Here is a 20,360-nt window from a genome sequence, read left to right on the forward strand (position 1 = left end):
CCATGTCCTGCGGCCGATGGTCGGCATGGCGCGGTGCGTGCGTAAGATCCGGTCATGGCAGATATCCCGGATGAATTGATCATTCTGGAACGATCCGCTGAGGAGGAGCGCGCCAAGCTGGCCGGTCTGAAGGGCGAGGACTACGAGGCGCAGAGCGGCCGGTGGTGCGCTGCGTCCGAGAAGGTGCAGCTCGCGATCGCCAAGCACGCGGCAGCGGCCGGTGTGAACAGGTACGAGCTGGAGCGGGCGGTCAAGGCGGCGGTGCGGCATGCGCAGGAAGACCCTGCCGCGGAGTAGCCGGGCGTACCCCCGCCACAGTCCTGGGTGAGGCTGGTGTCGTGCCCGCACTCGTGATCGTCCACCCACGGTCGCCGACAGGCGGTTGACGGGTGTGGGCTGTGGGGGAGTTCCCGAGCGTCGAGCGTCGTGTGTGACCGCAGTCCCTCCATCCGACCCACGGGTCCGCCTGCCAGTCGCCGAGACAGATCTGCGGTCACGCATCCCTGAAGACCGAGGCGCAACGACCTGTCGGGGCTTCCTATCGGCCCGCTGCCCATCACTCCACCAGCTCAACTCCATTGGTCCGAGACATCCCGCTGCAAACAGGCTGGGCCCCGGGTTCGCACGTCAGCTAGGGTGCGTATCGAAAGTGGATCTTGAACGTGGGATGATCTTGGTTCATGGCACGTGGAGATCTGACGGACGCGCAATGGGCAGTGCTGGAACCGCTGTTGCCGAAGGGCATGAAGTCCGGACGGCCGCCGACGTGGGCCAGGCGGCAGCTGATCGACGGCATACGGTTCCGGGTCCGCACCGGCATCCCGTAGCGGGACCTGCCCGCCGAGTACGGGCCGTGGGGCCGGGTGTACGACCTGTTCCGCCGGTGGCAGCGGGACGGCACCTGGCATCGAATCTTCCCCGCGCTCCAGGCCCGGGCCGACGCGAAAGAGCTGATCACCTGGGACATCAACGTCGACTCCACAGTGTGCCGAGCCCACCGGCACGCCGCCGGTGCGAGGAAAAAAGGGGAGCTGCAGAAGGAGCCACCTGGCGGCGTCAGCATCGAACCGGACGACCATGGCCTCGGGCGCTCGCGCGGCGGCCTGACCACCAAACTGCACCTGGCTGTCGAACAGGGTCAGAAGCCCATGTCCATCGTGATCACGGCCGGGCAGCGGGGCGACTCCCCGCAGTTCGAGCCCGTCCTGAACAAGGTCCGTGTCCCGCGTCTCGGGCCGGGCAGGCCGCGCACCCGACCCGATCGGGTGCGCGCCGACAAAGCGTACGCATCCCGGATGAACCGCGCTTACGTGCGGCGGCGCGGCATCCGCTGCACCATCCCCGACAAGGCCGACCAGGTCCGCACCCGCAAGAAACTCGGCTTCCGCGGCGGCCGGCCGCCGAAGGTCGACCCACAGGACTGCAAGGCTCGGCACGCGGTCGAGTGCGGCATCAATCGCCTCAAGAGGCACCGCGCCGTGGCCACCCGGTACGACAAGCTCGCGGTCCGCTACGAGGCGACCGTCCTCGTCGCGGCCATCAACGAGTGGCTATGACTGGCCACGTCACGTTGGCGCTGCATAACAGCGGACGGCCACCGTCTGGTGAGGGCTCCACTGCTGCTCGACTATGGCCATCAGCTTCCAGCCCAGCCGCTCATACAGGGCTGCCGCGGCAGTATCGGATGCGACGACGTCGAGCACCGGATGCAGGCCACGACGCCGCGCTTCCTCCACTGCTTGGCCGATCAGCAGTGCACCGATCCGATGTCCCCTCGCCTGCGGGGCAACGAACAGTCTGGCGACCACGGCGGTCATACCCCGCGTCGCCCCGTTCCGCTCGCTCCACAACATCGGGGCCAGATCGCCTTCGCCGCCTTGCGACAAACTGACATGCCCAACCAGGCGGCCTTCGAGTTCGGCAACCCAGGAGCCCAACAGGGGACCGCGTGACAGCCACTCGCCGGGCTGATCAGGCCAGTTCACCGGATAGCCGTCAAGCTGATGGACCTCCGCGAGGACCCGCACGCACTCCTCAACATCGCCACCAGCCCTCTGCCGGACGCAGAGGCTCGGCCACCCATCAGGCACCCCGGAGCTCTCGATGTTCACTCCGGAATAGAAACACAGGCCACAGAGTCACAACCAGCCACTTTCGACACAGGCCTAGTGCGCTCTGGCTGCCACCGGGCTTGCGTGCGCCGCCTCCGTCGCGGCGCTCGCGCGCAGCGGTCGACTGACGGAGCGCATGGAACCGCAGCTCGCCCCGGTCCCGCGCCGGATCAGAGAACCCTAGCCCTGTAGCGATGTGACGCGCCGTTCGGATGCTGGTCCGAACGGCGCGGCGCCCCCAGCCGTGGTGACCTGGTGGCGGGCCCAGATGGTGTTGCCGTCAGGTCAGGGCGTGCTCGTGGCGAAAACCGTGGATGGGACGTTCGCCAGCATGAAGTCCAGAGACGACCGGCCGGGACGCACCCTCACGGAACGCCGTGTGTGCGTAGTTTGCCGGCCCAACGCGTTCACCGGTTCGCGATGCGCACACTCGTCGGGGACGGACCGGTCATCGGTTGCTCAGGCTGGATAGGGGTCGTAACAGTCCAGGGCCGGGTCATAAAGCACCTGCCAGGTGCGGCCCTCGATGACGCCGCTCACCGGCAATCCGTGGCAGCCTTGAATCCACTCGATCTTCTTCAGCATGACCGAGTCAAAGGCCCCGTCCAGTGAGAGCTTGGGTGGCTGGCCTCCCCACACGTTGCTCAGGCATTGCGCCTGCTTGACCGCCTCACTGGTGTCACCATACGTAAGCGTGGGCCGGGACGTCGACGAGATGTAGGAACACTGATCGGGGACGGCTACGGCGATATGTGGCACTGCGAGGCCCAGTGCAGCGGCTGTGCACAGCGCCGCGCCCAAGGTGACAGGTCTGCGCTGCCTCATGCCGCTCCTCTCGGTCCGGCCACTGGATTGAGCGGCTCGGTATCTGGGGCAATGGATATGAACCATTGTCCCCACAGTGAACAACGCTTGCCAGTTGCAACCGTTACGACCGTGCCGATGGCATTATGAGGCGGTCGGGTCGACCGTTGTCTGTCCACTGTTGGCAGCCAGCCCGAACACAGAGAAGGTCTGTCGCCATCTGGCGGCAGGCCTTCGAGCAAAGATCGAAGCAAGAGGCAAATTCGCAGCCGTCGTCGCCACCGGCTTCATCACCGCTGTGCTCCTGGTCCCGCTCGACGACCTCGCCAGCACCAGCTACGAGCAGGTCCTGCCCGCCAAGATCGTCTTGGTAGGGGTGGCCGCTGGGCTCGCCTACGCGGCGCGTCGCCGTGTGCGTCGCACGACCGACGGTCCTCCGTTCCGCCTGGTCCGCCTCGAAGCCCGATGAGCACGTCCCGGCCGAGAGTGACCCGGCCGGTGTGGATACGACCGGAGTGCGCCCGGCAGCCGAGGAAGAACGAGTCCTTCCGGATCACGGTGCCCGCGCCGATCGTGATCAGGTCGGTGCAGACGGGGACGGAGGGCGACAGAATCGTCACGCCCTTGCCGATGCGTACGCCGAGGGCTCGCAGTTGCAGCGCATATAGCGAATTGCCGACGAAGAGGATCATCGGGTTGGCGTGGAGCAGCACCTTGACGAGCCAGAAACGCAGATAGGTCAGGCCCCACAAGGGGAATTCACGGGGTTTCCACCGGCTGACAAGAATCCATTTGGCGGCGATCGGGAACAGACAGACAGCGACGAAAGCGCCGCTTCCGAACAGGACCGACCGCAGATAGGTGTGCAGCAGGCCGTTGCCGGTGGCGACCCATTCGTAGCCCCGGGCGCCGACGACACCGGCGACGAAGGAATAACCGAGGAAGAACAGCAACTGGGCTACGCCGTACAGGAGGGGTCAAGCCCCGTCTCACATCCCTGCCGTACCGCCACCGGTGAGGCCCGGAGCCAGCGCCGGGACCCAGAAGACGGCGACGGCCAGGGCGATCGAGGCGATCCCCACGCCACAGGCGACCAGGCGGCCGGCCGGAGCGAGCTTCTCGGCGGTGATCACGGCGGCCAGGACCACCATGGCCCACAGGTTCATCACACCGAACGCTGCCAGCAGCACCATGAGCGACCAGCAGCAGCCCAGGCAGAAGGCCCCGTGGTGGGCTCCGGCACGCAGATCGCGCGAGGGCCCTGGGTACGAGGCGTAGCGCAGCATCAGCCCGATCGGCGAGCGGCACCTCGCCAGGCAGCGGTCTTTGAGGGGTGTGAGCTGGTAGACGCCGCTGACCGCGAACACGGCCGCGGCCACTGCGGTCCCGGCCGCGGCGGGGAGGCTCGCCACCCGGCCCAGGCCGGCGGCCAGTGCGTACGCCGGCAGGCCTGCCGCGGCCCAGACGACCAGGTAGGCGACCGTGAAAACGACCATGCGCGGCGCGCGGTGCACGCTGATGGTGCGTGCGTACAGTGCGGCGACGGGCGCCGTGGCAGGCAGCATCATCGCTGCCATCATCAGCGCCCACACGGCCAGGAAAGCGGGCAGGCTCAGGCCCATGGTGCCGGGCATCGCCTCCATGCCGCCAGAGCGCGTCACCACCCAGACCCAGGCGGCGGCCGCTGCGACCAGCAGCAGCCCGGCGGGGTCCGCCCTGCGGACGGTGACCGGCCGACCGGTCATGGGGACCACGTGAACGGTGCCGAGTGTCCGTTGCCGCCGGTGAAGTCCCAGGACCGGCCGTACACGCCGTCGCCCGTCGCCCGCGTGGACCGGGCGATCGTCAGCGTGCTGTTCGCCGGGTGGAACATGCCGGTCAAGGCCATGACCGGACCGTCATCGCCGAACTGCGGGGCGACCTGGTCCTCGATCTCGATGTCGATGGCGTTGCCCACCCGTGCGGAGTGGCGGCGGCCGTCGTCGCGGTAGTCGATGGGGACGCGTTCCACGCCGAGGACCTCGCCGATGAGCGGAGTGAGCGCTGCCATCGGCCCGCCGGCCTGGCCGGAGAAGACTTTGCCCAGCGCTTCCGCCTGGCCGTCGTCGGCCGACGCGTCGACGTACAGCGCCACCTGCCAGCCGCCCTCGGCCATCACTCGGGGCCCGTCGATGAAGACGGCGACGCTGCGGTCGGAGACGTCCACGCCGTCCACATTCCCGCTGTCCACGTGGAACGCGAAGGTTACCTGGCAGCGCTCGTGGTCGGCCGGTGCGGTGAGGCCCGAGGTGGTGCAGGGGCACACCACGTCGCAGTTGCAGCTCTCCAGGTACGTGCCGTTCAGATTCCAGGGCATGGCTTTGCCTCCCTGTTTTGCGCCCCCCCTCGCCGGAGGAAATGCATCGGGAGATCCGTCCGTCCCGGTGCCACTCTTTTCCACGCTATTCCCGACGATCCCCTCGCGCAGTTCCGCACTGATCAGGCCGCTGCCCGATCCAGGTAACGCTGATCGCTGACTCCGATCGAAGCGGTGAGGGCGGGTGCCTCCGGGATGGATCTTGATGCCGAGGCATTTGGCCCGCTGGACCACGATGCGTTGGGGCAGGCCGAGGCTCTCGGCGAGATCCCGCAGAGACCTCCTGTGTTCCTCGTGCTCTCGGTGTAGGAAAGGGTGGAACTACCGGTGCTGGAGGCGTGAATCCCGCTGCTGTGTCGTATCCGACATGGGGAACCTGCAACTCACAGCCCATTCCGGAGCGACGGTAGCGCGGCCGGTATGCTGAGCGGCATACTCGAGGCATGGCAGACACGAGCGTCAAGATCGACGAAGAGACACGCGACCGGCTCAGGGCGCTGGCTGACGGCAGGCACATGTCCATGAAGGAGTACCTGGCCGAATTGGCCCTGCGAGAGGAGAACGCTCGCCGTCTCGAGACAGCGACCGCTGTCTTCCGCCGCGCCATCAACGAGCCAGGCATCGTGGAGGCCTTCGACGCCGAGTTCGGCGGTCTTCCGCCGGCCGAGCCGGGTACCCCGCGGGCGGCCTGAACCTGTGGATCTGTACGTCGACTACCGGTGGTTCCTGGAGCGCCAGGAAGAAATCCTCCCGGACGACCTGACCGTCAATGACTTCTCCGTGCTGGTCGGGATGGCGGCCCGCCACAGGGTTGATCCGCCCCGGCACGACCAGCACCACCCTGACGCCTTCTGGAGGGCCGCCACCTTCCTGGAGGAGTGCGTACTGTTGCGCCCCCTTCCGGCCCGCAACGAGATGTTCGGGTACGGTCTCGCGATCGCCTACCTGGAGGCCTCAGGGGAACACGTGGACACGAAGTTCGAACTCTGGCGCGACGTGATCCACGACATCCGCGCCTTGCGACTGGACTCATACAGCATCGCCGAAAGGCTGCGGTCCTGGCGCAGGAACGGGTGAGTGAGCCGTGAATACGGAGATGAGCGTGGGGCGTGGTCGGCGTCGTCGCGACAGGCGGTGACGACGGCCTTGAAGAAGCCGACGCGCTCAGGCACGTGCTCCTCTCCCGGGACCCTGCCCGGACCGTGAACAGCCGGGCAGGGCAAGGCGGTTGGAGCGTCTCAGAGCAGGGCGATCGCTTGCGCGGGGGGGGGGGGGGGGGGGGCAGCGGCGGCCTCGGTAGTGTGCGTCGCCGCCTCGGCGTGGTCCAGGGCCTCCTCCTTCTGCGCGCCGACGACCTGACCGTGTTCCCAGTCACCGACCCGGTCGCCACCATCGTCAGCGCCGGCCATCCCGGCCTGGTGGACACCGTCCTCGTCGCCGGCCGCGTGGTCAAACGCGACGGCGTGCTGATGGGCGTGGACCTGGCGGCGCTGAGGACCCGACTGGTCGAATCACGCAACCGGATCGCGGCGGCCGCCGGCATTCCGCTCGACGGCACATGGCGCCCACGGCCAGAATCGGAGTAGGAGCACTTGGTCGTGCACGTCAGAACGGTGCTGGTACAGATCTTGGGGAGCAGTCACGGGGCGTCACCGCAGTGTTCGATTGTGAGGGCCGGCGGACATCCGCCGGGCTTGTGCTGTCACGGCAACGTAATGGCCGGCGCCCCGCGGGTTCGGGGCGCCGGCCATCGACGGGACTTACTTGGTGGCAGCCGCGTGCAGGGACTTCCACAGCGCGCCGACGCCCGGCATCACGATGAAGACCAGGGGCACCAGCACTCCCAACGTGAAGGAAACGGGACGCAGCCATTCGTTCCAGTGCGCGAACCGGCCGGCGACGGTCAGGGAGTACAGCCGGTCCGCAGGGCAGATGGTGGCCAGCAGGACGAGGAACTCGGCCCAGTGGGGCATGGCGGCACGGCCGAAGAGGCGCTTCACCGTCGTCTCCTGTCTCAGCCGAAGTGCTGGATGCGGGCGGCCGTGGTGGGCGTGTAGGGCAGCCAGTCGTTCACCGATCCGGTCGTGACGAACTCGGCGACCCCGGTTGCGAAGGTGTGGCCCAGGGCCCGCTCGGCGTCGGTGGGCCTGCCCAGCATCGGGCTGTCCGGGTAGGCGTCGAACGTGTTGAAGAGGAAGGGCAGTTCGACGCAGTGGGTAGCTCCCAGAACGTGCTCGTCCTCAGCCGACTGGTAGCCGAACTGGTAGACGTAGGTCGCGTTGCCGCCGGCCGCGTGGCGGTCGCCGATCCGCAGTGAGCCGTTGCGGAACAGCTCGTCGGTCCGCAACGCGGTGAAGACCTGCGCCGGTGCGGCCTGCGGAAGCCGGGCGGCATGACGCTGGTAGACCTCGTGGGCCTGTTCGCCGAGTTGGCCGGTCAGGAGGTCCAGCGCGCCGGCGGAGGTGAGGTTCTGGATGCGCGGGGCGAAGGCAGTGAAGGCCGTCGCCTCGTCCCGGGTGGTACCGATCAGCAGCGACTTGCCCTCCAGGGCGCCGTGCGCGAGCGCCCGTTGCAGGTCGCGGGGAACACCAGGGCCGCCGAGCACCGAGTACATGGCCCCGGTCTCCTACCTCTGACCCACGGTGCAAAGTAGCCGCGCGGGGCGGCCGGTCACGTGGCTTTCCGTGTGCCGTCGAGGTAGGCGTCGATCGCGGCGACAGCCCACTGGGGGGGGTGCGGCTCACGTGTCGATCGGCGCGCGGCGCCTGACCGCGTGCGGTGTAGGAGCTCGATGCAGGTGGCGAGTTGATGGGCCCAGGGCCAGGTTTCCGGGATGCGGATCTTGCGTTTGCGTTGGCCGCGGAGGGCGAGTCCTGTGGCTGCTCGGGCTCGGTATGGCCGCATGCCACCTCACGGGTGCCCGACTTGGCGTCCACTTCGCGCTCAACCGCGGAAGTCGATTCATTCGGGTCGTCTTGCTGTGCGTCGTCATCGCGCTGGTCGTCAAGCTCGCCTACGACCAGTTCGCGTAGTGGCCACGAGCGAACCTCATCAGGGCAGCGCCTTCCGAGATCCGGTCCGCCTCGGGGGGGGGGCAGCCAGGAGCAGACCGTCGACCGTGACCGTGACCGTGACCAGCCAGGCCGCCACGCCGGATTCGCCCTGCAACCGCACGGGCCCGTTTGAGTCGTGATCACGTGGCTGGGAAAGGATTGGACGGGGTGATGCTCGGGCTTGTAGCTTGCAGTGGACCGTGACACCGCCCGAGGAGGTGAGACCCATGAACGCTGTATCGATGTGGGTGCTCCCCCTTCCCGTCACGGTCGGGCGATTGACGTAGGTGTCGCCGGGAGTGCCTCGCCAACAAGGCACTCCCGAAAGGCAACACCTATGCACTCTCCGCAGTTCACCGCCGAGCCGTCGTCGAGCGATACGGTCGAGCGCGACTTCACCGTGGGCGACGTCCCCGGACTCCGGTCGTCGGCCTCCAGTGCCGATCGCGAGCCCCTCATGTTCGACGTGATCATTGCCGGGTGCGGGCCGACTGGCGCGATGCTGGCCGCCGAACTGCGGCTGCACGATGTGCGGGTACTCGTTCTGGAGAAGGAAACCGAGCCCGTGTCGTTCGTCCGCATCGTCGGTCTGCATATTCGCAGTCTCGAGCTGATGGCGATGCGCGGACTGCTGGATCGCATTCTCCAGCATGGAAGACAGCGTCCGGCCGGCGGTTTCTTCGCCGCCATCCCCAAACCCGCGCCCAAGGGCCTAAATTCCGCGTACGCCTATCTGCTGGGTATCCCGCAGCCGGTCATCGTTCGCCTGCTCGAGGAGCATGCGATCGCACGGGGTGCGCAGGTCCGGCGCGGTTGCGCGGTCGCCGGTTTCGAGCAGGACGACGAGGGTGTGACGGTCGAACTGGCCGACGGGGAACAGTTGCGTTCGCGCTACCTCGTCGGCTGTGACGGCGGGCGCAGCACGGTGCGTAAACTGCTCGGTGTCGGCTTCCCCGGCGAGCCCTCGCGGAACGAGACGTTGATGGGCGAGATGGAAGTGGGTGTGCCGCAGGAGGAGATCGCCGCCAAGGTGACCGAAATCCGCGAGACCCATCAGCGATTCTGGCTCCGGCCCTTCGGCGAAGGGGTCTATAGCGTCGTAGTCCCCGCCGCGGGAGTCAGCGATCGCGCGGAACCGCCCACCCTCGAGGATTTCAGACAACAGCTGCGCGCGATCGCCGGAACCGATTTCGGCGTGCACTCCCCGCGCTGGTTGTCCCGCTTCGGGGATGCCACCCGGCTGGCCGAGCGTTATCGGGTCGGTCGGGTGTTGCTGGCCGGTGATGCGGCACACATCCATCCACCCACCGGCGGACAGGGCCTCAACCTGGGCGTTCAGGACGCATTCAACCTCGGCTGGAAACTGGCCGCACAGATCCGCGGCTGGGCGCCGGAAACACTGCTGGACACCTACCAGGCCGAACGTCATCCGGTCGCCGAGGACGTGCTGGACAACACCCGCGCCCAGATGGAACTGCACTCCACCGAACCGGGCCCGCAGGCCGTGCGCAGGCTGCTCACCGAACTGATGGACTTCGACGAGGTGAACCGCTATCTGATCGAGAAGATCACCGCGATCGGCATCCGCTACGACTTCGGCGAAGGCCCCGACCTGCTCGGCCGCCGCCTGCGCGACATCGACGTGAAACAGGGCCACCTCTATGGTCTGCTGCATCGCGGCCGCGGCCTGCTGCTGGACCGCACCGAATGCCTGACCGTCGGCGACTGGTCAGACCGGGTCGATCACCTTGCGGATCCCACTGCGGTACTGGATGTTCCGTGCGTCCTGCTGCGCCCCGACGGCCACGTCGCCTGGATCGGCGACGATCAGCAGGACCTGGACGACCACCTCTCCCGCTGGTTCGGCAAGCCCGCCAACTGATTTCGCCTGAGCAACCGAAAGGCCCGTGAGGAGGATCGAACGGCCAGTAGCGACTGACCATCGGAAGGCTGGAGGCAGCATCAGCCGTGGTGCTCTGGCGCCAGGGTCGGCCTGCGAGGAGGGTTAGCCTCCGAGTCACCCCGCCCGCCGAGCCGTCCGCGAGCGCCGCAGACAGCCGGTCCAGGCCCTGCGTCATCCGCCGCTTCAGGCCGGCGACGAAATCCCCCAGGTCCTCGGGCTGGCGAATCGCGGCGTAGTGCACGGTGCGGGCCGACTCGAAGTCGCCGGGCGGGTCGTCCTCCGGGTTGCGCCACCGCATCCCGCCCTCGACATAGATCTCGCGGCGGCGGATCGCATCCCGCAGGGCCACCAGCACGCACAGCTCATGGGGGATGCGCTCGATCCTGCCCTTGTCGTCGACGACCGCCTCACGCCAGTCCTTGCGCACCACGCCGTCCATCGGCACCACGTCGCCGACGTCGTAGAAGCGGGTCTTGCCGTCGACGTCGGCGTACTTCTCCAGCAGCACGAGCGCGTCCATCACCGGCCGGTAGGCGGTGTTGTTGCACCTGAAGCCGAGCGTACGCAGCAGTGGCGGCAGCATCTGAGCGGGGTCAAAAGGACCGGTCTTGTCCGCCCAGGCAGCCTCTGAAATGACCCCACATGGTCGACAACGTCACCACAGCGACGGCAGCAGTTCTGAACCCCTTCAGTTGGATCTCGCGGGTGAGGGTGCAAAACGGGCGAGGTCGTCAGGTATGCCCGTCTGGGCGTCGGTCGATCGGCCTGGGAGTGGAGGGTGTCACGGTGGCGGGGTTGCTGTTACGAGCAGGCTGAGGGGGGAGGTGGGCGCGCAACTGTGTACAGCTCTCGGCAGATGTGGACGACGGTCGACCGGCCTGCGTGCGCGGGGTCGGGCAAACGACCGGTCCTGGGCACCTCTGGGGGATTCTCCGTACGCCCGGCGGTGCCGGAGTGCTGCCGTTGCACCCAGGCCGAGGCCGCTTCTCTCCGCAGCGAGCCGGTGTCATGCAGGACGAGTACCGCACTCCCGGCCGCCAGGGCTGTCCACCACGTATTGGCGCACGTCTTCCGGTGCCTCATTGGTTTCCCGCTGGGTCCGGTTCAGCATTCGGTGGATACGGTCAGGGTCCGTATGCCCGGCTTCCTCGATAAGGGTTCAGCCGTCCTTGCGCTGTCATGGTGTCAGCCCTCGTACAAGGTCCGACGGCGTCTCAGCGGCTTCGACCTGCTGAATCGGTGCACGAACCGATCGTGCACCGATTCACCTCACCAGCTCACGACCTCATATCAGCGAGGTCCCCACCCACGAAACAGCGCAGCTCGCATGCGATCAGGCGCAGATACGGCAGGTGTGCCCGGGCCCGTCAGGTGGTCCGGGCGTCGTACAGCACGGGGTTCAGCGGCGTCCTGGGGACGTGGCCGATCTCCGTATCGGGCATGAAGCCGCGGTCGGCTGCCTGCTGCCTGTTGGTGGGTTCGGCGACCCGGATGTCGGCGTCCATGTAGATCACGGTCATGACGCGGCGCGGCATCGTGCCGTGGTTCGGGCCCGCGTGGTGGAAGGTCCAGCCGCGGTGGAAGCCGGCGTCGCCCAGGGCGAAGGGCTCGACGACGTCCTCGAAGTCCTGCTCGGCCAGCGCCTCCTTGAGCCGTGCCTCGGACTCGTCGGAGATGGGCAGGTCGCGGCCGTGGGAGAAGTTGTGGCTGCCGCGTGCGTAGGCCAGAGGACCCATGTCGAGGGGGGTCTTCTGGAGCGGCAGCCAGATCGTCAGGCACCGGTCGGAGGACAGCGGCCAGTAGTACTGGTCGGCGTGCCAGGGCGTGATGCCGCCGCCGGGCTCCTTGTACAGGGCCTGGTCGTGGTAAAGACGCACGGCGTGCACGCCGAGGAGCGTGGCCGCTATACCGGCCAACCGACGTGAGAACACCAGCCGCTTGACCTTCTTGCTCTCGCGCCACAGGTTCGTCACCTGCAGGAACGCCTTGCCGTAGGTGTCACGCTCCGCCAGCGGCAGATGCTGGGTGTTCAGCCTGATCACCTCGGAGGTGATCGTCGGCTCGTACTCCGCGATCGTTTCCGCGGACAGCACACCGGAGAGGTGGACGAAGCCGTCGCGGTGGAAGTCGGCGGTCGCGGTCGGGGCCAGGCCCTCGTAGGCGATGTCCAACTCGCAGACAGGTGCTTGGGGCAGCGCGGTCATGTCGCCTTGCTCCTCATACGTCAGGGGGCGGGCGGGTGCCGGTCTCCACCGTCGCAGCGCGAAAACGGCGCCGCCACACGGCTGTTGCCCACTTCTGGTACTGAGTTGTCCCTCACTCACACGGCGGAGGCCCGGGCTACGATGCTCGCGTGAAGCCGCGCTACGAGCAGCCGGACGTCTCCGACGGGACCACTTTCGGCTGCTTCGTCCGCCGTGAGAGCGCCTTCGACTTCGCCTGGCATCACCACCGGGAGTACGAGCTCACGCTCATCACGGAGGGCACGGGCACCCGCTATGTGGGTACCACCGTGGAGCGCTACCACCCCGGCGACCTCGTCCTGCTCGGCCCCGATCTGCCGCACACCTTCGCCTCCGAGGAGGGGGAGGGCACGGCCGAGGCGGTGGTGGCGCAGTTCCGGCACGACTTCCTCGGCCCCGACTTCTTCGCCCTGCCCCAATTCCGCACGCTCGACGGCCTGTTGACCCGGTCTGCACGCGGCGTGCGCTTCGGCTGTGCCACCGGCGAACTGCGGGCGCTCCTGGCCCGGCTGCCCCTCGTCGAGGGCGCGGTCCAGACCGTGGTGCTCCTCGACGTGTTGCGCCGCCTCGCGGCGGACACCACGGCCACGCCGATCACCGGCCCCGGATACGCCCCCGCACCGGGTACCGCGGTGCGCGACCGCATCGACGCCGTCTGCGGCCACCTCCAGCAGACCCATACCGGGCCGGTGCACCTGGCGGAGGTGGCGGCCCTGGTCCACATGGCGCCGACGTCCTTCAGCCGCTTCTTCCGCCGTGCCATGGGCCGTACGCTCACCGACTACGTCAATCAGCTCCGGGTGGAGACGGCGTGCTCCCTGCTGACCGATACCTTCCTGCCGGTCACGGAGGTCGCCGCCCGCAGCGGCTATCGGAACCTGTCCAACTTCAACCGTCGCTTCCGCGAGCTGAAGGGGTTGCGGCCGACCGAGTACCGGGCCGCCCACACGGAGCTTTCCTGAGCCCAGTCGCGTGTCACGTCCGCCGTGTGGGGTCGCCGAGGTCGTTGGCGGTGCGCAGGACCAGCGGGCCGGTCAGCTCCGCAGGGTCCAGGCGTGCCGCAGTGCGGACGAAGAACGAGTGGGTCTCGCCGGCGAGGAGAGTGACGAGCATGTCGTCGACCTCGGCGTCCGGGGCGAGCCGGTCGGCGAGCAGGGCCACGTCTCGGGCGAGGGAGGTGGTGCTCACGTCCACGCGGTAGCCGCCTGGCGCGGCGGTGGCCTGCGCGGTCAAGGGCCTTGGGTCGTAGGCGAGTTCAAGGTCCTCCAGGAAGAGGTGTACGGCGCGGACCTCACGGCTCGTCGCCACGAAGACCTCACGTTTCGGGTCGCTGGTACTCAACAGTGTCTCGGGAATGGCGAGTTGGGCCACCGAGCGCGGAGCCGCGTCCAGCTCGACGGCGATCGTTTCCTTCACGTCGCCGTGGAAGGACTGCCGTTCGACCCGTACCGTGCCGGTCCACGCGGTGTCGGTGTCGTTCACGGCGATCAGCGTGGCGCGCTCGTCGCGCGGCTGGATCGTGAGCAGCCGCGGTGCGTAGGCGTGGCGCAGGGTGTACCACAGCGGTTTGGGTCGACCGTCGCCGTCGACGGCAGCCCAGGAGGTCACCGGCCAGCAGTCGTTGAGCTGCCATACGACGGCGCCCGCGGTCCGCGGCCACCAGGAGCGGAAGTGCTCGATGCCGAAGGTCACCGCTCGGGCTTGGTTGAGCTGGGTGGTCCAGTGCCAGTCGGTGAAGCCGGCGGGCCGGGGCAGGTGGGGGGCGAATCCGCGGTCGAGCTTGCCGTTGCCGTCCTCGGCCTTCTGGTGGAGGAGGAAGGCGGGGGAGGTGGGGGTGAGCGGTTCGTCGTGGATCCAGCGCGTCAGAGTGGCCCAGGTGGGCGGGGCCTGGAAGCCGAACTCGGAGCAGAACCGGGGGATGTGCTCGCGGTAGGCGGTGTAGTCGGTCGTGTTCCACACCTGCCATTCGTGCCGGGTGCCGTGGTTCTCGTCGTTGGGGTGCACCTGGTCGAGCGAAAGGCCGGGGCTGTACGGGCTGTTGGCTGCGTAGAACCGGGTGGGGTCGAGTTCGGCGACGATCCTCGGGAGCAGGTCGGTGTAGTAGCCGTACCCCCAGGTGCGATCCTCCAGTTCCGCGCGCCAGCCCCAGTCGCGGTAACCCCACATGTTCTCGTTGGCACCGTTCCAGAGGGCGAGGGACGGATGGGAGGCGAGGCGGGTGACGTGTTCGCGGGCCTCGGCCTCGACCTCGGAGCGCAGCGGTTCCTCCTCAGGGTAGGCGGCGCACGCGAAGGGGAAGTCCTGCCAGACGAGCAGGCCGCGCTCGTCGCAGATGTCGTAGAAGTCCTCTGTCTCGTAGATGCCGCCGCCCCAGACCCGCAGCAGGTTGATGTGGGCGCCCAGAGCTTGGTCGACTCGGTGGGCCAGGCGCTCCCGTGTGATCCGGGTGAGAAAGTGGTCGTCGGGGATCCAGTTGGCGCCCTTGACGAAGACGGGCTTGTCGTTGACGACGAAGGTGAACGGCGTTCCGATCTCGTCCGGAGTGACGTCGACGGTGACGGTGCGGAAGCCGATACGGCGGGTCGCGGCGTCGAGTTGGGCACCCGCACCGTCCCGCAGCTCCACGGCGAGGTCGTACAGCGGCTGGTCCCCGTACCCGTCGGGCCACCACAACGCCACGTCCGGGATCTCGAGCGTCACCAGCGCGGAGGCGACGTCCACGGGCACCGCGACACGCGCCTCGCGTCCCTTTGCCCGTACGGCCAGGGCGAGTTCGCCGTCCTCGCCGATCCCAGCGCGCTCGATCTCCGCATGCACCTCGACCCGTCCGGTGGCGTCGTCCGCGACCGTCACCAGCGGCCGTACCCGTGCGAGGCGAGCGGTGGCCCACCGCTCCAGCCGAACCGGCTTCCAGATGCCGGCGGTCTGCAGGTCCGGCCCCCAGTCCCAGCCGAAGCTGCAGGCCATCTTCCGGACCATGTTGAACGGATGCGGGTAGGTGCCGCTGCGTCGCCCCAGCCGGCGTTCCATCTCCTCGGCGTACTCCAGCGCCGAACGGAAGGACACCACCAGCTCGTTGGTCCCGGCCCGCAGCGCCTTGCGGGCGTCGAACCGGTACGGGCGGTGCATATTGGCGGTGGTGCCCAGCAGTTGGCCGTTGAGTTCGATGGTCGCAACGGTGTCCAGGCCGTCGAAGGCGAGGTCGGCGCGTTGGTCGGGGGCTGGGGCCGCGGCGTCGAAGGTGAGCGCGTAGCGCCAGCCGGTGCGGTGTGCCCAGGCCAGTTCCTCCTCGGCCCGGTCGAGGTAGGGGTCGGGGATCAGGCCGGCGGCGAGCAGGTCGAGGTGGGCGCTGCCGGGCACCCGCGCCGGCACGGTCCTGCCCGCGAGGTGCGCGGGGACCGGTCCGGTGGTCGCCGACAGTTGCCAGCCGTCGTGCAGGGTCTGACGCAACATGCTCGATCACTCCCGTGGTTCGCGGTGGACGGTCGGGCGGCTTTGGCGTTACGCATGCACCTCCTTCAGCCATCTCAGCTGCGTGACGCGATGCTCGCCGGCGCCTCCCTCGTGGCTGTTCCACGGGTAGACCTCGATGGACTTGTCCGGGTGAGCCCAGTGGTTGTACGAGGCGAAGACCGTCGAGGGCGGGCAGGTCTGATCCATCAGGGCCACCGAGTAGAGCGCCGGGCACGAGGCTCGGGCCGCGAAGTTATGGCCGTCGACGTACGACAGCGTGTGGAAGACCTGCTCCTCCGCGCCCCGCTGCGTGGCGAGGAAACGGACGATCTCCTGGTACGGGTCGTTGTTGGTGATCTCCACCGCGCGGCGGAAGTGCGTCAGGAACGGCACATCCACCAGGGCCGCCGCCACGTCGTCGCGCAGCCCCGCCACCGCCGTGGCGATCCCGCCGCCCTGGCTGCCGCCGGCGAGGTACACCCGATCGGGGTCCACGTCGGGATGGCTCCTCGCCGCGTCCACCGCCCGGACGGCGTCGGTGAAGACCCGGCGGTAGTAGTACTCCTGCGGGTCGAGGATGCCTCGGGTCATGAAGCCTGGGCTCTGCGGGTTCACGCCGCCGTACGGGTCCGCGGTGGCGCCTGCGTGGTCGCCGCCCGACGCGCCCTGCCCGCGCGTGTCCAGGACGAGGACCGCGCGGCCCGAGGCGGGCCAGACCAGATGGTCGTGCGGGGTGCCACGGCCGCGGTGGTAACCGACGTAGAGCACGACACAGGGCACCGGACCCGACGTGTGCTTCGGTACGACGAACCAGCCGGACACGCGGTGCCCGCCCCACCCGGCGAACGAGGCGTCGTACACGTCGACTTCGGTCAGCGCCGCGTCGTACGGGCAAAACTCCGCCGTCAGTTCGTGGGCCGCGGCCTCGTCCAGCGTGCTCTTCCAGAAGGCGTCGAAGTCCTCGGGCTCGGCGCGCTCGGGGCGGTAGGTGCGCAGTTCGGCGACGGGCATGTCGAACAGGGCCATACGGGGCTCCTGAGGTGGTGTGCGGTGATCGGACGATGAATGCGCAACCAGAATGGTGCATCCGTCTCCGTCACTCGGCCGACTTCATCCAGTAAAGCGCTCAACTGGCCCTAGGAACAGTCCTTGACGGCTCTGCAAGCGCGTGCAAGCGTTGCAGGACGAGGAGGTGAGCGATGACCGCCACCGCACGTGCCGCCATCGTCGGCACCGGAAGTCGCGCACAGCTGTTCACCGAAGGTCTCGCCCGTCGCGCGCATATCGAGGTCGCTGCACTCTGTGATCCCAACCCGGTGCGCATGGCCCATCACAACCGGCTCCTGGCTACCGCCGGGCGACCGGAGGCACGTACGTACACTCCGGACCGATTCGCGGAGTTGCTCCGCGCCGAACGAGTGGACACCGTCGTGGTCACCACCGTCGACGCGCTGCACGACGCGTACATCGTCCCGGCCCTGCGGGCGGGCTGCCGGGTCGTCACCGAGAAGCCCATGACCACGGACGCGGAGCGCTGCCGCCGCATACTGGACACCGTCGCCGAGACTGGCGGCGACCTGTCGGTGGCGTTCAACTACCGCTTCAACCCGGTGCACGAGCGGGTCCACAGGGAGTTGCACGGCGGCGCGATCGGCGACATCCTCTCCGTGCACTTCGAGTGGCTGCTGGACGTGCGCCACGGCGCCGACTACTTCCGCCGCTGGCACCGGGAGCGGGCGAGCAGCGGTGGCCTGATGGTGCACAAGGCGGGCCACCACTTCGACCTCGTCAACTGGTGGCTGGGCGCCCGCCCCGAGAGGGTCTTCGGCCTGGGCCGGCTCGGCTTCTACGGCCGAGAGAACGGCGAGCGCACCGGCTACCGTCGCGACTACGACCGCGCCCACGGCTCGTCCGTGGCGGCGGACGACCCCTTCGCCCTGCACCTGGAAGACAACGAGGGCCTGCGTGAGCTGTACCTGGAGGCCGAGCAGGCGGACGGCTACCACCGTGACCGGAACGTCTTCGGCGACGGCATCACGATCGAGGACGACATGGCGGTCCTGGTACGTTACGACACCGGTGCGAGCATGTCGTACCACCTCACCGCCTATTCCCCCTGGGAGGGCTACCGGGTGATGTTCAACGGCACCGGCGGCCGACTGGAGTTGGAGGTAGAGGAGAGCGCGTGGCAGCGACCGCGGGCCGGACTCACCTCCGCCAAGGGGGCCGTGCACGGCGACACCACGCTGGAGAATGCCGGCGGCGCGCGCATCCTCGTACGGCCGCTGTGGCAGCCGCCGCGCGAGGTGGACATCCCTGAGTTCGACCACGCCGGGCACGGCGGCGGGGACGCCCGCATGATGCGCGCACTCTTCGACGGCGAGACGGGCGAGGACGGCACCGCGCCGACCGCCACGGAGGTGGACGGCGCGCTCGCGCTGGCCACGGGGCTCGCCGCCAACACCGCCTTCGCGCACGGTGAACCGGTGGACATCGGCGACGTGGTGCGCGTCAAGTGACCGCCACCATGGCCGACGTGGCACGCGAGGCGGGGGTGTCCGCATCCACCGTCTCGCGCGTCTTCAGCCTGCCGGAGACGGTACGGGACGACACCCGGCAGCGGGTGCTCGCGGTCGCCCGGCGCCTGGACTTCACGCCCAACCGGGCGGCCAGTTCCCTTGCGCGCGGCCGCACACGGACGCTGGGCCTGCTGGTGCCGGACGTGGTCAACCCGTACTACGCGGAGATCGTCAAGACCGTGCAGCACCGGGCACGCGCAAAGGACCACGCGCTCTTCCTGGCGGACACCGGCGACGACCCCGCCGACGGCTTCGAGTTGGCGCGCGCCATGGCCCGGCAGACCGACGGCCTGCTGCTGGCCGGCCCGCGCATGACCGACGACATGGTGCGCGAGCTGGCGCGGTCGGGCCCGGTCGCGCTGATCGGCGCCCAGCTGGCCGAGACCGACAGCGCGTACGCGGAGCTGTCGACTGGTATGCGGCACGTGGTCCGGCACCTGGCGGCGCTCGGCCACTCCCGGATCGTGTACGTCAACGGCACCCGCACCGCCCGCACGGTCGGGCACCGGCGGCCGGTGCAGGAGGTGTGCGACGAGTACGGGGTCGAACTGGTCGAGCAACTGGGCCCGTTCGACCTCACCTTCGACAACGGAGTGGCGGCGGCGGATCTCGTCCCGACCAGCCGCGCGACCGCGGTCATCGCGCACAACGAGATGGTGGCGCACGGCGTCGCCTACGGCCTGGCCCGGCAAGGGCGGTCGGTACCGGGGGACTTCAGCCTGGTGACGGTCGACGACACGTTCATGGCCCGCACGATCCACCCGGCGCTCACCGCGCTGCACATCCCGATCGACGTGATGGGCGCCCGCGGGGTCGACCTGCTGCTCCAGCGGATCGCCGACCCGGACGCCGAACCGCGGCATGCGGCGCTGCCGACGAGCCTTGTGGTACGCGCGTCGACGGGGCGACCGGGCGGCGGCGCGGCTTCGTAGCCCTCGTAAACCCTTTCTGCGCGCCCGAGAGATGTCGGACACGCTCGGCATGTCCGGCATCCCCCAATACACCTGTCCTCGCCGCCTCGAGGAGGTCATGCGATGACCACGCCCGCAATCGACGAGACCCTGTTGCCCGGCCCCGAAGACACCGTCTTCTACCGTCAGCACGGCTGGTGGATCTCTCCGGTGGTCCTGCCCGGAGAGGTCCTGGACGCCGCCGAGCGCGGCATGGCCCGCTACTACGCGGGCGACCTCGACACCCCGGACGAAGGGTGGACAGCGCCCCCGCACGAGGGCCTGCGCAAGCACGACTACGCCTCCCTGCACGTGCGCGAGCTGGCGCACCTCGTGGCCCAGCCGCTCATCGCGGCCACCGCCGCCAGGCTGGCGGGCACGGACAGCATCCGCCTGTGGCACGACCAGCTGCTGTACAAGCCGGTCGACCGCCCGGGCACCGCCGCGAACGTGGGCTGGCACACCGACCGTCAGTACTGGCAGTCGTGCACCAGCGAGGAGATGCTGACGGCCTGGGTCGGCTTCCACGACGTGGACGAGACCGGAGGCTCGGTCTCCTTCCTGGACGGCAGCCACCGCTGGGACGTCTCCGGCCTGGACTTCTTCTCCCAGGACCTGGGCCGGCTGGAGACCGAGATCACCCGCCAGGGGCACGCCCTCGACATCCGCCACACCCGCATGCGGCGCGGGCAGATCAGCTTCCACCACTGCCGCACCGTGCACGGCTCGGGCCCCAACCACGGGACGGAACCCCGGCGTTCCCTGGCCATCCACCTGCAGCCCGGCGACAACACCCACCGCCCTGGCACGGCCGGCCACGGCAACGACCGCCTCGTACGCCTCCGGGCCGGCGTCCCTGACTACGCCGACCCGGAGGTCTGTCCTCAGCTGTGGCCGTAGCCCGGGCC

General features: G+C 68.8%; 21 protein-coding genes and 2 pseudogenes. 13 read left to right on the forward strand and 10 right to left on the reverse strand.

Annotated features, from left to right (window positions below; genetic code table 11):
- The first annotated feature begins 54 nt into the window (after positions 1–54).
- Positions 55–297 carry a hypothetical protein gene (locus ACFYXB_RS36085; protein ID WP_389589256.1) on the forward strand — a complete coding sequence of 81 codons (243 nt, stop codon included), beginning with the start codon at positions 55–57 and terminating at the stop codon, positions 295–297.
- 383 nt (positions 298–680) lie between these two features.
- Positions 681–1,556, forward strand: a pseudogene (locus ACFYXB_RS36090) (IS5 family transposase).
- Between the two features lie 9 nt (positions 1,557–1,565).
- Here the strand turns inward: ACFYXB_RS36090 and ACFYXB_RS36095 are convergent.
- Positions 1,566–2,027 (reverse strand): GNAT family N-acetyltransferase, encoded by a 462-nt coding sequence (locus tag ACFYXB_RS36095; RefSeq protein WP_389589257.1) that lies wholly within the window; start codon positions 2,025–2,027, stop codon positions 1,566–1,568.
- A gap of 543 nt (positions 2,028–2,570) precedes the next feature.
- A complete protein-coding gene (locus ACFYXB_RS36100; protein ID WP_389589258.1) occupies positions 2,571–2,936 on the reverse strand; it encodes a peptidoglycan-binding protein in 366 nt (121 codons plus the stop codon).
- A gap of 277 nt (positions 2,937–3,213) precedes the next feature.
- Between ACFYXB_RS36100 and ACFYXB_RS36105 the strand changes: the two genes are divergently transcribed.
- Positions 3,214–3,384: a hypothetical protein gene (locus ACFYXB_RS36105; protein ID WP_389589259.1), complete on the forward strand. Its 171-nt coding sequence runs from the start codon at positions 3,214–3,216 to the stop codon at positions 3,382–3,384.
- Here the strand turns inward: ACFYXB_RS36105 and ACFYXB_RS36110 are convergent.
- From ACFYXB_RS36110 to ACFYXB_RS36120, 3 genes and pseudogenes are all read right to left on the reverse strand, one after another.
- A pseudogene (locus ACFYXB_RS36110) lies at positions 3,377–3,886 on the reverse strand (peptide synthetase); the annotation flags it as partial. The gene ACFYXB_RS36105 and the pseudogene ACFYXB_RS36110 sit on opposite strands and share 8 nt — an antisense overlap.
- Positions 3,887–3,904: 18 nt before the next feature.
- A complete protein-coding gene (locus ACFYXB_RS36115; protein WP_351363913.1) occupies positions 3,905–4,660 on the reverse strand; it encodes a DUF2182 domain-containing protein in 756 nt (251 codons plus the stop codon).
- Complete coding sequence (locus ACFYXB_RS36120) at positions 4,657–5,271, reverse strand: DUF1326 domain-containing protein (protein WP_389589260.1); 615 nt, start codon at positions 5,269–5,271, stop codon at positions 4,657–4,659. The genes ACFYXB_RS36115 and ACFYXB_RS36120 overlap by 4 nt, the downstream gene beginning before the upstream one ends.
- Before the next feature lie 443 nt (positions 5,272–5,714).
- Here ACFYXB_RS36120 and ACFYXB_RS36125 point away from each other — a divergent pair, with 443 nt between their 5' ends.
- The 3 genes from ACFYXB_RS36125 to ACFYXB_RS36135 all read left to right on the forward strand — a co-directional run bounded on the left by ACFYXB_RS36125 (position 5,715) and on the right by ACFYXB_RS36135 (position 6,857).
- Positions 5,715–5,963 (forward strand): antitoxin MazE7, encoded by a 249-nt coding sequence (locus ACFYXB_RS36125; protein ID WP_351363918.1) that lies wholly within the window; start codon positions 5,715–5,717, stop codon positions 5,961–5,963.
- Between the two features lie 4 nt (positions 5,964–5,967).
- Positions 5,968–6,348 carry a toxin Doc gene (locus tag ACFYXB_RS36130; protein ID WP_351363921.1) on the forward strand — a complete coding sequence of 127 codons (381 nt, stop codon included), beginning with the start codon at positions 5,968–5,970 and terminating at the stop codon, positions 6,346–6,348.
- Between the two features lie 224 nt (positions 6,349–6,572).
- On the forward strand, positions 6,573–6,857 hold the full coding sequence (locus ACFYXB_RS36135; RefSeq protein ID WP_389589261.1) for a hypothetical protein: 285 nt from the start codon (positions 6,573–6,575) through the stop codon (positions 6,855–6,857).
- A gap of 174 nt (positions 6,858–7,031) precedes the next feature.
- Here ACFYXB_RS36135 and ACFYXB_RS36140 read toward each other — a convergent pair whose 3' ends face one another.
- On the reverse strand, positions 7,032–7,271 hold the full coding sequence (locus ACFYXB_RS36140) for a hypothetical protein (protein ID WP_389589262.1): 240 nt from the start codon (positions 7,269–7,271) through the stop codon (positions 7,032–7,034).
- A gap of 14 nt (positions 7,272–7,285) precedes the next feature.
- Positions 7,286–7,885: a carboxylesterase family protein gene (locus ACFYXB_RS36145; RefSeq protein ID WP_389589263.1), complete on the reverse strand. Its 600-nt coding sequence runs from the start codon at positions 7,883–7,885 to the stop codon at positions 7,286–7,288.
- A gap of 280 nt (positions 7,886–8,165) precedes the next feature.
- Between ACFYXB_RS36145 and ACFYXB_RS36150 the strand changes: the two genes are divergently transcribed.
- The 3 genes from ACFYXB_RS36150 (at position 8,166) to ACFYXB_RS36160 (ending at position 10,858) form a co-directional block, all read left to right on the forward strand.
- Positions 8,166–8,303 carry a hypothetical protein gene (locus ACFYXB_RS36150; RefSeq protein ID WP_389589264.1) on the forward strand — a complete coding sequence of 46 codons (138 nt, stop codon included), beginning with the start codon at positions 8,166–8,168 and terminating at the stop codon, positions 8,301–8,303.
- 358 nt (positions 8,304–8,661) lie between these two features.
- Positions 8,662–10,206 carry a rifampin monooxygenase gene (gene rox / locus ACFYXB_RS36155; protein WP_389589265.1) on the forward strand — a complete coding sequence of 515 codons (1,545 nt, stop codon included), beginning with the start codon at positions 8,662–8,664 and terminating at the stop codon, positions 10,204–10,206.
- Positions 10,207–10,591: 385 nt separating this feature from the next.
- Positions 10,592–10,858 (forward strand): hypothetical protein, encoded by a 267-nt coding sequence (locus ACFYXB_RS36160; protein ID WP_389589266.1) that lies wholly within the window; start codon positions 10,592–10,594, stop codon positions 10,856–10,858.
- Between the two features lie 736 nt (positions 10,859–11,594).
- On the opposite strand, the gene ACFYXB_RS36165 is transcribed toward ACFYXB_RS36160, so the two are convergent.
- Positions 11,595–12,431, reverse strand: a complete 837-nt coding sequence (locus tag ACFYXB_RS36165; RefSeq protein ID WP_388507685.1) for a phytanoyl-CoA dioxygenase family protein — start codon at positions 12,429–12,431, stop codon at positions 11,595–11,597.
- Between the two features lie 149 nt (positions 12,432–12,580).
- Here ACFYXB_RS36165 and ACFYXB_RS36170 point away from each other — a divergent pair, with 149 nt between their 5' ends.
- Entirely contained in the window at positions 12,581–13,432 is an 852-nt protein-coding gene (locus ACFYXB_RS36170) for an AraC family transcriptional regulator (protein WP_389589267.1), read from the forward strand.
- A gap of 13 nt (positions 13,433–13,445) precedes the next feature.
- Here ACFYXB_RS36170 and ACFYXB_RS36175 read toward each other — a convergent pair whose 3' ends face one another.
- Positions 13,446–15,923, reverse strand: coding sequence for a glycoside hydrolase family 2 TIM barrel-domain containing protein (locus ACFYXB_RS36175; protein ID WP_389589268.1), 2,478 nt, complete (start codon positions 15,921–15,923; stop codon positions 13,446–13,448).
- 48 nt (positions 15,924–15,971) lie between these two features.
- Positions 15,972–16,949 carry an acetylxylan esterase gene (locus ACFYXB_RS36180; RefSeq protein ID WP_389589269.1) on the reverse strand — a complete coding sequence of 326 codons (978 nt, stop codon included), beginning with the start codon at positions 16,947–16,949 and terminating at the stop codon, positions 15,972–15,974.
- Positions 16,950–17,122: 173 nt separating this feature from the next.
- Between ACFYXB_RS36180 and ACFYXB_RS36185 the strand changes: the two genes are divergently transcribed.
- From ACFYXB_RS36185 to ACFYXB_RS36195, 3 genes are all read left to right on the forward strand, one after another.
- Complete coding sequence (locus tag ACFYXB_RS36185; RefSeq protein ID WP_389589270.1) at positions 17,123–18,442, forward strand: Gfo/Idh/MocA family protein; 1,320 nt, start codon at positions 17,123–17,125, stop codon at positions 18,440–18,442.
- Positions 18,439–19,434 carry a LacI family DNA-binding transcriptional regulator gene (locus ACFYXB_RS36190; protein WP_389589271.1) on the forward strand — a complete coding sequence of 332 codons (996 nt, stop codon included), beginning with the start codon at positions 18,439–18,441 and terminating at the stop codon, positions 19,432–19,434. Before ACFYXB_RS36185 ends, ACFYXB_RS36190 begins: the two co-directional genes overlap by 4 nt.
- A 102-nt stretch (positions 19,435–19,536) precedes the next feature.
- The gene (locus ACFYXB_RS36195; protein WP_389589272.1) at positions 19,537–20,352 is read left to right on the forward strand and encodes a phytanoyl-CoA dioxygenase family protein; all 816 of its coding nucleotides are present in this window, start codon (positions 19,537–19,539) and stop codon (positions 20,350–20,352) included.
- The last annotated feature ends 8 nt before the right edge of the window (positions 20,353–20,360 follow it).

Source organism: Streptomyces sp. NPDC002619, assembly GCF_042889305.1.
Classification (GTDB): Bacteria; Actinomycetota; Actinomycetes; order Streptomycetales; family Streptomycetaceae; genus Streptomyces.

Coding starts and splice junctions, on each gene's coding strand:
- ACFYXB_RS36085 (WP_389589256.1), top strand. CDS start 55: ATGGCAGATATCCCGGATGAATTGATCATTCTGGAACGATCCGCTGAG.
- ACFYXB_RS36100 (WP_389589258.1), bottom strand. CDS start 2,936: ATGAGGCAGCGCAGACCTGTCACCTTGGGCGCGGCGCTGTGCACAGCC.
- ACFYXB_RS36115 (WP_351363913.1), bottom strand. CDS start 4,660: ATGACCGGTCGGCCGGTCACCGTCCGCAGGGCGGACCCCGCCGGGCTG.
- ACFYXB_RS36120 (WP_389589260.1), bottom strand. CDS start 5,271: ATGCCCTGGAATCTGAACGGCACGTACCTGGAGAGCTGCAACTGCGAC.
- ACFYXB_RS36125 (WP_351363918.1), top strand. CDS start 5,715: ATGGCAGACACGAGCGTCAAGATCGACGAAGAGACACGCGACCGGCTC.
- ACFYXB_RS36145 (WP_389589263.1), bottom strand. CDS start 7,885: ATGTACTCGGTGCTCGGCGGCCCTGGTGTTCCCCGCGACCTGCAACGG.
- ACFYXB_RS36150 (WP_389589264.1), top strand. CDS start 8,166: ATGGCCGCATGCCACCTCACGGGTGCCCGACTTGGCGTCCACTTCGCG.
- rox (WP_389589265.1), top strand. CDS start 8,662: ATGCACTCTCCGCAGTTCACCGCCGAGCCGTCGTCGAGCGATACGGTC.
- ACFYXB_RS36160 (WP_389589266.1), top strand. CDS start 10,592: ATGGGGGATGCGCTCGATCCTGCCCTTGTCGTCGACGACCGCCTCACG.
- ACFYXB_RS36165 (WP_388507685.1), bottom strand. CDS start 12,431: ATGACCGCGCTGCCCCAAGCACCTGTCTGCGAGTTGGACATCGCCTAC.
- ACFYXB_RS36175 (WP_389589268.1), bottom strand. CDS start 15,923: ATGTTGCGTCAGACCCTGCACGACGGCTGGCAACTGTCGGCGACCACC.
- ACFYXB_RS36180 (WP_389589269.1), bottom strand. CDS start 16,949: ATGGCCCTGTTCGACATGCCCGTCGCCGAACTGCGCACCTACCGCCCC.
- ACFYXB_RS36185 (WP_389589270.1), top strand. CDS start 17,123: ATGACCGCCACCGCACGTGCCGCCATCGTCGGCACCGGAAGTCGCGCA.
- ACFYXB_RS36195 (WP_389589272.1), top strand. CDS start 19,537: ATGACCACGCCCGCAATCGACGAGACCCTGTTGCCCGGCCCCGAAGAC.